General features: G+C 62.4%; 13 protein-coding genes and 1 tRNA gene. 10 read left to right on the forward strand and 4 right to left on the reverse strand.

Annotated elements, in window-relative coordinates:
* Positions 1-11 precede the first annotated feature (11 nt).
* The 7 genes from LOY22_RS16180 (at position 12) to LOY22_RS16210 (ending at position 7,993) form a co-directional block, all read left to right on the forward strand.
* On the forward strand, positions 12-839 hold the full coding sequence (locus LOY22_RS16180; RefSeq protein WP_258593963.1) for a histidine phosphatase family protein: 828 nt from the start codon (positions 12-14) through the stop codon (positions 837-839).
* Between the two features lie 129 nt (positions 840-968).
* Positions 969-1,382 carry a hypothetical protein gene (locus LOY22_RS16185; RefSeq protein ID WP_045194173.1) on the forward strand — a complete coding sequence of 138 codons (414 nt, stop codon included), beginning with the start codon at positions 969-971 and terminating at the stop codon, positions 1,380-1,382.
* Positions 1,383-1,393: 11 nt separating this feature from the next.
* Complete coding sequence (locus LOY22_RS16190; protein ID WP_309475559.1) at positions 1,394-1,666, forward strand: barstar family protein; 273 nt, start codon at positions 1,394-1,396, stop codon at positions 1,664-1,666.
* Positions 1,667-1,859: 193 nt separating this feature from the next.
* Positions 1,860-3,536, forward strand: a complete 1,677-nt coding sequence (locus LOY22_RS16195) for an MFS transporter (RefSeq protein ID WP_258593966.1) — start codon at positions 1,860-1,862, stop codon at positions 3,534-3,536.
* Positions 3,537-3,685: 149 nt separating this feature from the next.
* Positions 3,686-6,103 carry a glucose/quinate/shikimate family membrane-bound PQQ-dependent dehydrogenase gene (locus LOY22_RS16200; protein ID WP_093381415.1) on the forward strand — a complete coding sequence of 806 codons (2,418 nt, stop codon included), beginning with the start codon at positions 3,686-3,688 and terminating at the stop codon, positions 6,101-6,103.
* A gap of 103 nt (positions 6,104-6,206) precedes the next feature.
* Positions 6,207-7,472: a carbohydrate porin gene (locus tag LOY22_RS16205; RefSeq protein ID WP_258593969.1), complete on the forward strand. Its 1,266-nt coding sequence runs from the start codon at positions 6,207-6,209 to the stop codon at positions 7,470-7,472.
* An 89-nt stretch (positions 7,473-7,561) separates the two neighbouring features.
* Positions 7,562-7,993, forward strand: a complete 432-nt coding sequence (locus tag LOY22_RS16210; protein WP_093381410.1) for an MAPEG family protein — start codon at positions 7,562-7,564, stop codon at positions 7,991-7,993.
* Positions 7,994-8,042: 49 nt separating this feature from the next.
* Here LOY22_RS16210 and LOY22_RS16215 read toward each other — a convergent pair.
* The 4 genes from LOY22_RS16215 to LOY22_RS16230 form a co-directional block, all read right to left on the reverse strand.
* A tRNA-Gln gene (locus tag LOY22_RS16215) sits at positions 8,043-8,117 on the reverse strand.
* 270 nt (positions 8,118-8,387) lie between these two features.
* Positions 8,388-9,623 carry a saccharopine dehydrogenase family protein gene (locus LOY22_RS16220; protein ID WP_045194188.1) on the reverse strand — a complete coding sequence of 412 codons (1,236 nt, stop codon included), beginning with the start codon at positions 9,621-9,623 and terminating at the stop codon, positions 8,388-8,390.
* Between the two features lie 27 nt (positions 9,624-9,650).
* Positions 9,651-10,748 (reverse strand): carboxynorspermidine decarboxylase, encoded by a 1,098-nt coding sequence (gene nspC, locus LOY22_RS16225; RefSeq protein WP_045195650.1) that lies wholly within the window; start codon positions 10,746-10,748, stop codon positions 9,651-9,653.
* A gap of 114 nt (positions 10,749-10,862) precedes the next feature.
* Positions 10,863-11,486 (reverse strand): LysE family translocator, encoded by a 624-nt coding sequence (locus LOY22_RS16230; protein ID WP_093381404.1) that lies wholly within the window; start codon positions 11,484-11,486, stop codon positions 10,863-10,865.
* A 154-nt stretch (positions 11,487-11,640) separates the two neighbouring features.
* Between LOY22_RS16230 and LOY22_RS16235 the strand changes: the two genes are divergently transcribed.
* From LOY22_RS16235 to LOY22_RS16245, 3 genes are all read left to right on the forward strand, one after another.
* Positions 11,641-12,093: an Lrp/AsnC family transcriptional regulator gene (locus LOY22_RS16235; protein WP_258593972.1), complete on the forward strand. Its 453-nt coding sequence runs from the start codon at positions 11,641-11,643 to the stop codon at positions 12,091-12,093.
* 77 nt (positions 12,094-12,170) lie between these two features.
* On the forward strand, positions 12,171-13,007 hold the full coding sequence (locus LOY22_RS16240; RefSeq protein ID WP_258593974.1) for an AraC family transcriptional regulator: 837 nt from the start codon (positions 12,171-12,173) through the stop codon (positions 13,005-13,007).
* Between the two features lie 51 nt (positions 13,008-13,058).
* Positions 13,059-13,655 carry a LysE family translocator gene (locus tag LOY22_RS16245; protein WP_093387475.1) on the forward strand — a complete coding sequence of 199 codons (597 nt, stop codon included), beginning with the start codon at positions 13,059-13,061 and terminating at the stop codon, positions 13,653-13,655.
* Positions 13,656-13,679 lie beyond the last annotated feature (24 nt).

Below are 13,679 nucleotides of genomic sequence, written 5' to 3' on the forward strand. Positions count from 1 at the left end.
GATGCAGCCTCATGGAAGTCACGTTGGGCTGGCTACTATTGCGGGCTGACCTGCGACTTAATATTGCAAAAAGCCCGGATTGGCGAATCGCTGCGCGATCTGTCCGGGGGCATGCGTTTTTTGTCCGTATTGCGTCGTACTTGCGGCGTTTTATCGCTGCAAACTGCCAGTTCTGGCACAATCGCCGGCCTGTCAGCGAACACTTACGGAAGAAAAGTGAACTACCTATGAAGCGGTATTACATTGTTACCCACGGACAGGCGCAACATCACATCGATAACCTTGTCGGCGGCTGGTTTGATTCCAGGCTAACGCCTAAAGGGATCGAACAGGCCAAGGCCCTGGCCAGTTTTTTTACGGCCCAGGGGTTTTCAAAAAGCCCGGCAATTTACTCTTCTGACCTGCTGCGTTGTAAAGAGACCGCAACAATAGTTGCCGATGCCCTGGGGCTTGAGCCGAACCTCGACGCACGGTTGCGCGAGATGTCGTTCGGCAGTCATGAGGGCATGGAGCAGGCGCTGCATGACAGCATCATGAAACCTTGCGCCGAGAAACCCGGCGAGCGCATGGACCATGCCATCTGCGACGGGGCTGAAACCCGTCGGCAATTCGCACGTCGAATTTACGACTTTGTCGCAACGCTGGATGCTGAGGTTGAATGCGCAATTATCGTAACCCACGGCTTTGCCGCCAGTTTCCTGATTAGCGCGTTACAACGCGTGCCGGTCGAGAGCATGGCGTTTATCTCGTTCAAAATGTCTGCAGGCGGTGTGTCGGAGTTGATAGAGGATGATCTGTTCAAGAACGTCACCCTGACAAAGTTGAATATGCAGGTTTAGTTGTTGGCCAGACATTTTCGTTGGCTTTAGGAGCTGGCTTGCCAGCGATCGAGCGCGCAGCGGTCGTAATCCTGAACATCGATCACTGGTAACCTGCAGCCCCTTTCCGGCCAGCCCGCAAGGCAGATTATGGACAATCCAGACTACTACCCCTTCCACCTCTTCGCCGCCACCTTCGAAAGCGAAACGCACGCCCGCCAGTTCGCTTTCGAGCAATGGCAACCCGAGCCGCCCGCCAGCGCGAGTGCTGCCGAATTCGCCGCCTGGGAGGATCGCAATCCGTCCTGGCAGCTTGCCCAGGAGCTTGAGTGGTTCATGGATTCGGACTTCGTCGAGCTGGATGAGTCGCTGGAATATGTGCAGAGCCTGATGGCCGACGAGGCGCAGAAAGCGCAATTGTGTTCCCGGTCTCTGGACGCTTTCAGTCACTTCATCATCGTCGGCGACAACGCCATTTACGGCGACCGCCGCTCAGCAGATCACTCCCATTCGCGCCAGCCACAAAGCACCGCCACGCTCACCTACCTGGGGCATTTCAATTGAGCCGGGTGCGGGTGGTAAGGATTGATCTGGGCCAGGTGACCAGCGCCAGGCAATTGCATCACCTGTTAAGGGACTCCCTCGGTTTTCCCGAATGGTATGGCTGTAACTGGGATGCCTTCTGGGATGCGATCAGCGGGCTTGTGCAGATGCCTCAACAGTTGCAGCTCAGTGGCTGGGAGGCTTTTGCCAGGCACTTGCCCAGAGACGCCGAACTGATGCAGAAGTGCCTGGCCACGCTGCAGGCCGAGTATCCGCAAATGGCCTCTGAAGTGCTGTTCGAGTGAGTGATCCCCACACTCGCTGATGCTGGCGAGTGGATATCCAGACAAACCTGATTATGCTTCAAGAAACCTTGCAGCAATGCGAGGCCGTCAGTCTGTGTTCATGATTTGCGCAATCCGATGACATCACCCTAAGGCCTGGGTGCGGCAAGGACAGTGGGAACTCCGGCCTACAAGCACAAGACGGAGAAGACTCATGGCGGCAATCGACAATACAACCACGGGCAGCGCGCCCAAACGCGGGATCACCAAGGAAGAGCGCAAGGTGATTTTCGCCTCCTCCCTGGGCACGGTGTTCGAGTGGTATGACTTCTACCTCTACGGCTCGCTCGCCGCGATCATCGCCAAGCACTTCTTCGCCGGGGTCAACGAGACCACGTCGTTCATCTTCGCCCTCCTCGCCTTCGCCGCAGGCTTTGCCGTACGGCCGTTCGGCGCGATTGTGTTCGGCCGGCTAGGGGACATGATCGGGCGCAAGTACACCTTTTTGATCACCATCGTGATCATGGGTATCTCCACCGCCGTGGTTGGTTTGCTGCCCGATTACGCCACCATCGGCGTGGCCGCGCCGGTCATCCTGATCACCCTGCGCCTGCTCCAGGGCCTGGCCCTGGGCGGTGAGTATGGCGGTGCGGCAACCTACGTCGCCGAGCATGCGCCCAAGGGCAAGCGCGGTTACTTCACCTCGTGGATTCAGACCACCGCCACCCTGGGGCTGTTTCTGTCGCTGCTGGTGATCCTCGCCTGCCGAACCATTCTCGGCACCGAGGCGTTCGAGGCCTGGGGCTGGCGGATCCCGTTTTTGCTGTCGATCCTGCTGCTGATCGTCTCGGTGTACATCCGCCTGCAACTGAGCGAGTCGCCGGTGTTCCAGAAGATGAAGGCCGAGGGCAAGGCCTCGAAGGCGCCGCTGACCGAGTCGTTCGCCCGCTGGGACAACCTCAAGATCGTCATCATGGCCCTACTCGGCGGCACCGCCGGCCAGGCGGTGGTGTGGTACACCGGGCAGTTCTACGCGCTGTTCTTCCTGTTGCAGATGCTCAAGATCGACCCGCAGACCGCCAACCTGCTGATTGCCGGCTCACTGCTGATCGGTACGCCGTTCTTCATCCTGTTCGGCAGCCTCTCGGACCGCATCGGCCGCAAGGGCATCATCATGGCCGGCTGCATCATCGCCGCGCTGACCTACTTCCCGATCTTCAAGGCGCTGACCGAATACGGTAACCCCGACGTGTTCATCGCCCAGGAGAAGAACCCGGTGACGGTGGTGGCCGACCCCAACCAGTGCTCGTTCCAGTTCGACCCGGTGGGCAAGGCCAAATTCACCAGCTCCTGCGACCTGGCCAAGAGCGTGCTGGCGAAAAAAGCCATCCCCTACGCCAACGTCAAGGCAGAGCCGGGCAGCGTCGCGCAGATCCATATCGGCGACAAGGTGCTGCAGAGCTTTGAAGGCACCGGCATGCCGGCCGCCGATTTCAAGGCGCAGAACGACGCCTTCATCGCCACCCTGGGCACGGCCCTGAAAGATGCCGGCTACCCGGAAAAAGCCGACCCGGCCAAGACCAACTACCCGATGGTGTTGCTGCTGCTGACCATCCTGGTGATCTACGTGACCATGGTCTACGGGCCGATCGCCGCCTGGCTGGTGGAGCTGTTCCCCACGCGCATCCGCTACACCTCGATGTCACTGCCCTACCACATCGGCAACGGCTGGTTCGGCGGCTTCCTGCCAACCGTGGCCTTTGCCATGGTCGCCGCCACCGGCGACATCTACTTCGGGCTTTGGTACCCGATCGTCATCGCGGTGATGACGGCGATTCTCGGCACCTTCTTCCTGCCGGAAACCAAGGACCGCGACATCACTGATACTTAAGTCTGATACCCGCCCTCTCCCCCAGCGGGAGAGGGCATTTGCCCTGATTTCAGCGCCAATGCAGCCCTTGCCGAATTATGTACTAACTTGTTAATTAGCTTGCTAAGGGTATAACATTCGGCCACTCCCCCCTTCGAGTTCTTTTCGATATGACGCACTCACCGCGCGCCAACGGCGCCTCAACATTCATCCTGGTTGGCCTGGGCGTGATCATCGCCCTGCTCGGCCTTGCGCTCGCCGCCGGTGGCGTGAAGCTGGTCAGCCTCGGTGGTTCCTGGTACTTCCTGCTCGGCGGCCTGCTGATGGCGCTTTCCGGGCTGCTGATCGCCCGCCGCAAGCTGGCCGGGGCCTGGCTGTTCGCCGCCTTTGTGCTCGGCACCGCGATCTGGGCCGTGGCCGATGTCGGCCTGGTGTTCTGGCCGCTGTTCTCGCGCCTGTTCATGTTCGCCGCGATGGGCCTGGCGGTGACGCTGGTGTACCCGCTGCTCAAGCGTGCCGCCGGCGCCACGCCAGGTCGTGGCGCCTATGGCCTGGCCGCAGTGCTGGCAATCGCCCTGGCGGTGGCGGCCGGCAATATGTTCGTCGCCCACCCAAGCGTTGCCCCCACCGGTGACGGCCCGGGCCTGACCGCGGTCGACCCGGCCAACGCGCAAAAAGACTGGGCCCACTACGGCAACAGCGAAGGCGGCAGCCGCTTCGCCGCCCTGGACCAGATCAACCGCAGCAACGTCGACAAGCTGAAAGTGGCCTGGACCTACCACACCGGTGACGTCGCCATCAGCGATGGCAACGGTGCCGAAGACCAGCTGACGCCGCTGCAGGTTGGCAACAAGGTGTTCATCTGCACCCCGCACAACAACCTGATCGCCCTCGATGCCGACACCGGCAAAGAGCTGTGGAAGAACCCGATCAACGCCAAGTCGGCAGTCTGGCAGCGTTGCCGCGGCATGGCCTATTTCGATGCCAGCGCGCCGATCGCCCAACCGACCCAGCCCAACAGCACCCCGATCATCGCCGCCAGCGTGCCGGCCGGTGCCAACTGCCAGCGCCGCCTGCTGACCAACACCATTGACGCCCGCCTGATCGCGGTCGACGCCGACACCGGTGAGTTCTGCCAGGGCTTTGGCAACAATGGCCAGGTCGACCTCAAGGCCGGCCTGGGCAATGTCCCGGACGCGTTCTACCAATTGTCCTCGGCGCCGCTGATGGCCGGCACCACGGTGGTGGTCGGTGGCCGGGTTGCCGACAACGTCCAGACCGACATGCCAGGCGGCGTGATCCGCGGCTTTGACGTGATCAGCGGGCAGATGCGCTGGGCCTTCGACCCGGGCAACCCGCAAGATCGCAATGCGCCGACTGGCGACAACACCTACGTGCGCAGCACCCCCAACAGCTGGGCACCGATGTCCTATGACCCGGCGATGAACACCCTGTTCCTGCCGATGGGCAGCTCGTCCACCGACATCTATGGCGTCGAGCGTACCGAGCTGAACCACAAGTACGGCGCTTCGGTGCTGGCCCTGGACGCGACCAGCGGCGAAGAGAAGTGGGTGTACCAGACCGTGCACAACGACCTCTGGGACTTCGACCTGCCGATGCAGCCAAGCCTGATCGACTTCACCACGGCCGACGGTCAGTCGGTGCCGGCGCTGGTCATCGGCACCAAGGCCGGGCAGATCTACGTGCTCGACCGCGCCAGCGGCAAGCCGCTGACCGAAGTAGTCGAGACCCCGGTCAAACCGGGCAACATCCCCGGCGAGCCGTACTCGCCGACCCAGCCTAAATCGGTGGGCATGCCGCAGATCGGCGCCCAGCAACTGACCGAGTCGGACATGTGGGGCGCCACCCCGTATGACCAGCTGCTGTGCCGCATCGACTTCAAGAAGATGCGCTACGACGGCCTGTACACCGCACCGGGCACCGACCTGTCGCTGAGCTTCCCGGGCTCGCTGGGCGGCATGAACTGGGGCAGCATCTCCACCGACCCGGTGCATGGTTTTATCTTCGTCAACGACATGCGCCTGGGCCTGTGGATTCAGATGATCCCGTCGCAGAACAAAGGCCAGGCCGCCTCCGGGGGTGAAGCGCTGAACACCGGCATGGGCGCGGTACCACTCAAGGGCACGCCGTATGCGGTGAACAAGAACCGCTTCCTGTCGGTGGCCGGCATTCCGTGCCAGGCGCCGCCCTTCGGCACCCTCACTGCCATCGACATGAAGACCCGCAAGGTTGCCTGGCAAGTGCCGGTCGGCACCGTCGAAGACACCGGCCCACTGGGCATCCGCATGCACCTGCCGATCAAGGTTGGCCTGCCGACCCTCGGCGGCACCCTGTCGACCCAGGGCGGCCTGGTGTTTATCGCCGGCACCCAGGACTTCTACCTGCGCGCGTTCAACAGCGCCAACGGTGAAGAAGTGTGGAAAGCCCGCCTGCCGGTCGGCAGCCAGGGCGGCCCGATGACCTATGTGTCGCCGAAAACCGGCAAGCAGTATGTGGTCATCACCGCCGGTGGTGCGCGTCAGTCGACGGACCGTGGCGACTATGTAATGGCCTACGCGCTGCCGTAAATCGCATCGCCCCCATCGCGGGTCAAGCCGGCTCCCACAGAAGCTGTGGGAGCCGGCTTGACCCGCGATGGGACTTTTACCGAACTCCCAGGAATACCCCGCAATGCCCCGCGCTTCTCGCATCACCCCTGCCCTGCTCCTGGCCCTGGCCAGCACCACGGCCCTGGCCGACGACCTGATGACCCGCAACACCCTGACCGGCGACTGGGGCGGCCTGCGCCATCAGCTCGACGAACAGGGCATCAAGTTCACTGGCGACTACAGCGGCGAAACCGCCTACAACGCCGATGGCGGCCTGCACCGCTCGACGCGTTACTCGCAGAACCTCAAGCTGGGCGTGCAGTTCGAACTGGGCAAGCTGTACGGCCTGGACAACGGCGGCAAAGTCCAGCTGACGATCAACGACCGCCGCGGCAACAGCGCCTCCGAAGACCTGGTGGGCAACCGCCTGCCGATCCAGGAAAACTACGGCGGCCTCTACACCCGCCTGACTGAACTGAGCTACGAGCGCACCCTGTTCACCCCGGCGCTGAACCTCAAGCTCGGCTACATGGCCATGGGCAACGACCTCGGCGGCCTCGACAGCGGCATCCTCTGCAACTTCATGAACGCCGGTTTCTGCGGCCATCCGCTGAACATGTCCGGCGGCAGCGGCTGGACCAACTACCCCAACGCGCACCTGGGCGTGCGGGTCAAATACGACCTGTCGCCGGCCTGGCAACTGCGCGTGGCGGCGTTCAACGTCGACCCCGAAAGCAACGGCAACTCCAGCCGCGCCTGGCACCTGGGCCCCAAGCACACCACCGGCACCGTGGTTCCGGTGGAGCTGGTGTACAAGCTGGCCGGCGAACTGCCGGGTGAGTACAAGCTCGGTTACTACTACGACAGCTCCGATGTGAAACGCATTGGCAGCGACAAAGAGGTGTCCGGCCGCAGCGGCCATTACCTGCTGGTGGACCAGGCCGTCTGGGCCTCGCAGAGCTCCGAGGGCCGCAGCCTGCATGCCTTCGGCCAGTACTCGGCCGCCAGCGCCGCCGCCTCGCCATTCAGCAAGTGGTATGGCGCAGGCGTGGTGCTGTACAAGCCGTTCGAAGGCCGCCCGCGTGACACGCTTGCCTTCGGCTATGGCCGCGCCGTGCCCAACCCGCGCAGCCGTGATGTGCAGCAAGACGCCGCCGTGGCCGCAGGGGTTGCCTACCCCAACCTGGACAGCGCCGAGCAGTTGGTTGAGCTGAGCTACGGCTACCAGGCCACCCCGTGGCTGACCCTGCGCCCGGATGTGCAATACATCATCGAGCCGGGGGCGTTTTCCGCTGAGAACATCGACAACGCGCTGGTGTTCGGCCTGCAGGTCAAAGCCACGTTCTGAGCCTTGCTGACACCGGTGAGCGCCGGTTGGTCTATACGCGCCCGGGCAATCCGGGCGATGATCGCGCTCCCGGTTTTCAAGGATTGAAGATGAATACGCTGCTTTCCATCTACGCGCTGTGCGTGGTCGTGCTGTTTGTGAAGATGCTGGCGATCTCCTGCTACCAGGGCTTCTATCGCATCAGCCGCCTGACCTTCAAGAACCCCGAAGACGCCGGCCTGGTCGGCCGCCCGCCGAGCGCCGAGGAACTGCCGCAGGTCGCCCGTGCGGCTCAGGCCTGGGCCAACGATCTGGAGAACATTCCGCTGTTTTTCGTGCTCGGCGCGCTGTGCCTGGTATTCAACCCACCGCTCATGCTCACGGCCGGGCTGATGCTGTTGTTCACCGTCGCCCGCCTGCTGCACACAGTGTGCTTTCTGGCCCGCTGGCAACCGTGGCGCACGATCGCCTACGCCGTGGCAATCGTCTGCCTGTTGGCGATGGCGGCGCTGGTCAGCATGGGCGCCCTGCGGCATTTCTGATCGGGCTTGCCAGGAAGTTCTTAAGTATTGGGAATTTGCAACGAGAAAATGGCAGGGGCGGCTGGATTCGAACCAACGCATGGCAGGATCAAAACCTGCTGCCTTACCGCTTGGCGACGCCCCTGTAATTGTAGCGATGAGTGCCTGGCACTCGCTTGCGATGATGCAGCGTGGTGCAACCTGGAAAGTTGCGGGCCTGCGCTGCCAGCCGGTGAAGGCCGTTGCAAGAATGGCCGGCAATTTAACAAACTTGATTGCATCTGGGAAGCCCCCAGGCAAACAAATTGTTGTTAAAACAGCCACTTACTCTGAATCGAGGCGCCAGGTCGGCGCCTCGACCGTTCACCGGCTACGCCCGACAAGGCGCAACCGGTGTTTTACCGCCGCAAGAAACTCAGTTCCACGGACGGTCGCCGTTCTCGTCTTTGACCCGAGTCGGCAGGCCCATCACATCCAGTGCCTTGAGGAACGGCTCGGCTGGCAGCTCCTCGACGTTGACCATGCGCTGCACGTCCCACTCGCCACGGGCAACCAGCAGCGCTGCTGCTACGGGTGGTACGCCTGCGGTGTAGGAAATACCCTGGCTGTCGGTTTCGGCGTAGGCCTCTTCGTGGTCCGCTACGTTGTAGATGAACACTTCACGCGGCTGGCCGTCCTTGGTGCCCTTGACCAGGTCGCCGATACAGGTCTTGCCGGTGTAACCCGGAGCCAGCGAGGCAGGATCCGGCAGCACGGCCTTGACCACTTTGAGCGGTACCACTTCAAGGCCTTCGGCGGTCTTGACTGGTTGCTCGCTGAGCAGGCCAAGGTTTTTCAGCACGGTGAAGACGTTGATGTAGTGCTCGCCGAAGCTCATCCAGAAACGCACGTTCGGCACGTCGAGGTTCTTCGACAGCGAGTGCACTTCGTCGTGGCCGGTCAGGTACAGGTTCTGCGAGCCGACTACCGGCAGGTCGTCGGTACGCTTGACTTCGAACATGGTGTTGCTGGTCCACTGGCTGTTCTGCCAGCTCCACACCTGCCCGGTGAACTCGCGGAAGTTGATTTCCGGGTCGAAGTTGGTGGCAAAGTACTTGCCATGGGATCCGGCATTGACGTCGAGGATGTCGATCGAATCAATGCTGTCGAAATACTGTTGCTTGGCCAGGGCGGCATAGGCGTTGACCACGCCCGGATCGAAGCCCACGCCAAGAATGGCGGTAACGTTCTTTTGTTGGCACTCTTCGAGGTGTTTCCACTCGTAGTTGCCATACCAGGGCGGCGTCTCGCAGATCTTGCCCGGTTCTTCGTGAATGGCGGTGTCCAGGTAGGCCACGCCAGTATCGATGCAGGCACGCAGCACCGACATGTTGAGGAAAGCGGAACCGACGTTGATGACGATTTGCGATTCGGTTTCGCGGATCAGCGCTTTGGTCGCTTCGACGTCCAGCGCATTCAGCGCGAAGGCCTTGATTTCTGCGGGCTGCTTGAGGCTACCCTTGGCCTTGACGCTGTCGATGATGGCCTGGCATTTGGAGATGTTGCGCGACGCGATAGCAATACGACCGAGTTCGTCGTTGTGCTGCGCGCACTTGTGGGCCACCACCTTGGCGACACCTCCTGCACCAATGATAAGAACGTTCTTCTTCAATTTCTCTTGCTCTCCTTTACTGCCAGCTTACGACAGGCTGGACAAGTAGTCTTCGAAACCAAACTCACGAACCAGCTCGACACTACCGTCGAGTTGTTTCACTACGATGGACGGCATTTTCAGGCCGTTGAACCAGTTTTTCTTGACCATGGTGTAACCCGCTGCGTCAACAAACGACAGCCGATCGCCGATGGCCAGCGGACGATCGAATTGGTATTCGCCGAAAATGTCACCGGCGAGGCAGGACTTGCCGCATACCATGTAGGTGTGTTCGCCCTCGCTTGGCGCCAGCTTGGCGTTCAGGCGGTAGATCAGCAGGTCGAGCATGTGCGCTTCGATCGAGCTGTCGACCACCGCCAGGTGCTTGCCGTTGTAGAGGGTGTCGAGCACGGTAACTTCCAGCGAGGCGCTCTGGGTGATCGCCGCTTCGCCCGGCTCCAAGTAAACCTGCACGCCGTACTTCTCGGAGAAGGCTTTCAGGCGCGCGCAGAAGGCGTCGATTGCATAGCCTTCGCCGGTGAAGTGGATACCGCCGCCAAGGCTGACCCACTCGACCTTGTGCAGCAGGTGACCGAAGCGCTCTTCGATGGTGCACAGCATCTGGTCGAACAGGCCGAAGTCGCCGTTCTCGCAGTTGTTGTGGAACATGAAACCGGAGATCTTCTCGATGACGGCCTCGACCTTCACCGGGTCCCACTCGCCCAGGCGGCTGAACGGGCGCGCCGGGTCGGCCAGCAGGTAGTCGGAGCTGCTCACCTGCGGGTTGACGCGCAGGCCGCGGACCTTGCCTTCAGACTGTTCGGCAAAACGCTCGAGCTGGCCGATGGAGTTGAAGATGATCTTGTCGCAGTTGTCGAGCATCTCTTCGATTTCATCGTCGGCCCAGGCCACGCTGTAGGCGTGGGCTTCGCCGGCGAACTTCTGGCGGCCGAGCTTGAGCTCGTACAGCGACGACGAGGTAGTGCCGTCCATGTACTGCTCCATCAGGTCGAACACCGACCAGGTGGCGAAGCACTTGAGTGCCAGCAGGGCCTTGGCCCCGGACTGCTCGCGCACGTAGGCGATCTTTTCCATGTTGCGCAGCAGCTTGGTTTTGTCGATGAGGTAGTACGGCGTTTTGATCATTTCGAGGCCCCCGGCCAGGCCGGCCAAAAAAAGGACACGCATTGTGCCTTCCCTTGTCTCAAGTCGAAAGAGCAAAAGCGCTTTTCCCTGGATCGGCGGTCAATTTCGGTGCATTCACCCGTGACCGAGCCATTGCTCGAGGAGCAAAACCGCAGCAATCACCACCATCGCCAGCCCCGACACCCGGCTGACCACCTGCGCCGCCGCTGGCCGCGCCTGCAATACCGCCTGGGAGCCAAAGCCCACCAGCAGGTAAACCACCGCACAACTGCCGGCATGCACCAGGCCCAGGGTGACGATCTGCACCGGCACGGGCCAGGCGGCCATGGCATCGGTGAACTGCGGCAGCAAGGCCAGAAACAGCAGGAACACCTTGGGGTTCAGACCACTGACGCAGACGCCCTTGAACGCCCAGCGTGCCCACGACGCCGACTGCTGCGCCAGCCCGGCCTGCGGCGCTGAAGGATGAACAAACATGTTGATGCCCAACCACAGCAAGTAACCGCAACCGGCCACAGTCAGCAGGGTCAGGGCCATGGGGTTGCTGGCCACCAGCCCCCCTACCCCGGCGGCGACAATCAGGGTTGCCAGCAGATGGCCGAGCAGCAACCCGGCCACTGCCGGCACCACCACCCGCCCACGCAACCCGGCGGAAATCGCGTAGGCCCAGTCCGCCCCCGGGGTAATCACCAACAATAACGACACCGCCCAGAACGCGGCCAGCATGTTCAAGGTCATGGCCACAGCTCCGGGTGCTGAATCTGGAATTTTCTTGCCTGCATGCTTGCCTCCGCTCGCTGATCTGACGTTGAGCGGGAGATTAGAGAAAAGCTGATAGGATTATCTTTCTAATATTCCAGAACTAACGGCCAGAACAGAAAGGTTCTTCCCCATGGACAGGATTGACCGCAAGATCCTTGCGCAGCTGCAAAACGACGGGCGCCTGTCGCTGACCGAACTGGCCGACCGGGTGGGCCTGAGCCTGTCGCCCTGTCACCGCCGGGTGCGCGCGCTGGAGCAATCCGGGGTGATTCAGGGCTACCGCGCGCAGTTGGCGCCGGGCGCCCTGGGGCTGAATTTTTCGGCCATGGTCTTCGTCACCTTGCGCGAAGGTGATCGCCAGGCGGTCAGCGTCTTCGAAGCGGCGCTGCAGGAGATTGCCCAGATCGTCGAAGCGCAGCGGCTGTTTGGTGATCCGGACTACCTGCTGCAGGTGGTCACCCGCGACCTGCCAGCCTTCCAGCAGTTGTATGACGAGCGACTGTCGGCCCTGCCCAATGTGCAGCGCCTGACCTCGACCCTGGTGATGAAACGGGTGATCGAGAACCGCTCGTTACCGATGTAAGCTGCGCGCACAATTGTTCTAAACCCCGCCGCACAAACGGGTTATGGTCGTGCATGCCTCACTGCCCGGAGCCCGCCGTGCCCAGCCACAACTGGATCGATCTCGCCCAGGACGCCGACACCGGCATCGAGTCGGTGCGCGCGCATTTCAAAGGCCACGCCTATGACCCGCACTGGCATGACAGTTACCTGATCGGGGTCACCGAGCAAGGCGTGCAGCAGTTTCATTGCCGCCAGTTGCAGCACTTCAGCACGCCGGGCAAGGTATTTATGCTCGAACCTGGGGAACTGCACGACGGCCATGCGCCAACCGCGGACGGCTTCACCTACTCGATGCTCTACCTCGACCCGCAGTGGCTGGAGCGCGAGCTGCAAGCATTGTTCGAGCAGGCGCCAGCGGCTAGTCAGCCCAGCTTTGCCGACACCTTGAGTGGCGACCCGCAGCTGTGCGGGGCCATTGCCCGGGCCTTCCAGGCGCTGCATGGGGGTGAGCTGAAAATGCTCCGGCAGACGGCAATGGACGAGCTGCTCGGCTGCATGACCCGCCATACCCTGTGGAGCAAACGCATCGACCCCGACCCACGCCTGCCGCAGGTGGCGCGCATGGCCCGCGAGTATCTGCACGCCCATTACACCGAGGACATTGGCCTGGTGGAGCTGGCCGAGGCCTGCCAGGTCGATCGCTTTCGCCTCAACCGTGCCTTCAAGAGCGCCTTTGGCCTGGCGCCCCATGCCTACCTGATCCAGCTGCGCCTGGCCAAGGCGCGCCGCTGGCTGGCCCGTGGCGACAGCCCGGCAGTGGTCGCCGCCGCCCTCGGCTTTGCCGACCAGAGCCACCTGGGTCGCTGGTTCCGCCGCGCCTATCGACTCACACCTGCCGATTACCGTCGCCGCTGCGCAAAGCTTCCAGACTGAAAGCCCACCAGCCGGGAACATGGGGCTCCCCTGCACTGGAGTCCGATCATGTTGCCCAACCTGCTGCCTTTCGCCCTGTTCGCTTTTGTCGCCAGTATCACGCCTGGGCCGACCAATATCCTGATCCTCGGCCATGGCGCGCGCTTCGGTTTGCGCGCGACCCTGCCGCTGATACTAGGCGCCTGCCTGGCCGCCGCGCTAGTGGTGCTGCTGGTCGGCCTGGGGCTGGGTGAAGTGCTGCTGGCCTACCCGCGAGTGCAGCAACTGATGACTTGGCTCGGCGTGGCCTGGTTGAGCTGGCTGGGCTGGCAATTGCTCAATGCTGGCGCAGCACCGCTGGCCAGCCCCGACAGCCCCCGAGACCTGCGGGCCCGGGACGCGGCACTGTTGCAGTTGATCAACCCCAAGGTGTGGTTGATGGCGGTCGCGGTGCTCGGGGTTTTCAGCAGCGCCAGCGCGAACCCGTTGCAGGACAGGCTGCAACTGGCGCTCTTGTTTCTGCTCATCGCCCTGCCGTGCATGACCAGTTGGGCGCTGATGGGCGTCGGTAGCGCACGCTTGCTGCGCTCGCCGCAAAAGGCCCGGCGCTTCAATCAGCTGTTGGCGCTGCTGCTGATTGCCTCGGCCTGGCTGGCGGTGCTGGGATAGCCACGGCGGGGCCTTGCGCCCCGC

Origin of the sequence: Pseudomonas sp. B21-035, assembly GCF_024748945.1 — a bacterium.
GTDB lineage: Bacteria > Pseudomonadota > Gammaproteobacteria > Pseudomonadales > Pseudomonadaceae > Aquipseudomonas.

Excerpts from the sequence above, each read along its gene's own strand:
- LOY22_RS16195 (WP_258593966.1), top strand. The coding sequence starts at position 1,860 with ATGGCGGCAATCGACAATACAACCACGGGCAGCGCGCCCAAACGCGGG.
- LOY22_RS16230 (WP_093381404.1), bottom strand. The coding sequence starts at position 11,486 with ATGACCTTGAACATGCTGGCCGCGTTCTGGGCGGTGTCGTTATTGTTG.
- nspC (WP_045195650.1), bottom strand. The coding sequence starts at position 10,748 with ATGATCAAAACGCCGTACTACCTCATCGACAAAACCAAGCTGCTGCGC.
- LOY22_RS16185 (WP_045194173.1), top strand. The coding sequence starts at position 969 with ATGGACAATCCAGACTACTACCCCTTCCACCTCTTCGCCGCCACCTTC.
- LOY22_RS16180 (WP_258593963.1), top strand. The coding sequence starts at position 12 with ATGGAAGTCACGTTGGGCTGGCTACTATTGCGGGCTGACCTGCGACTT.
- LOY22_RS16205 (WP_258593969.1), top strand. The coding sequence starts at position 6,207 with ATGCCCCGCGCTTCTCGCATCACCCCTGCCCTGCTCCTGGCCCTGGCC.
- LOY22_RS16235 (WP_258593972.1), top strand. The coding sequence starts at position 11,641 with ATGGACAGGATTGACCGCAAGATCCTTGCGCAGCTGCAAAACGACGGG.
- LOY22_RS16210 (WP_093381410.1), top strand. The coding sequence starts at position 7,562 with ATGAATACGCTGCTTTCCATCTACGCGCTGTGCGTGGTCGTGCTGTTT.
- LOY22_RS16200 (WP_093381415.1), top strand. The coding sequence starts at position 3,686 with ATGACGCACTCACCGCGCGCCAACGGCGCCTCAACATTCATCCTGGTT.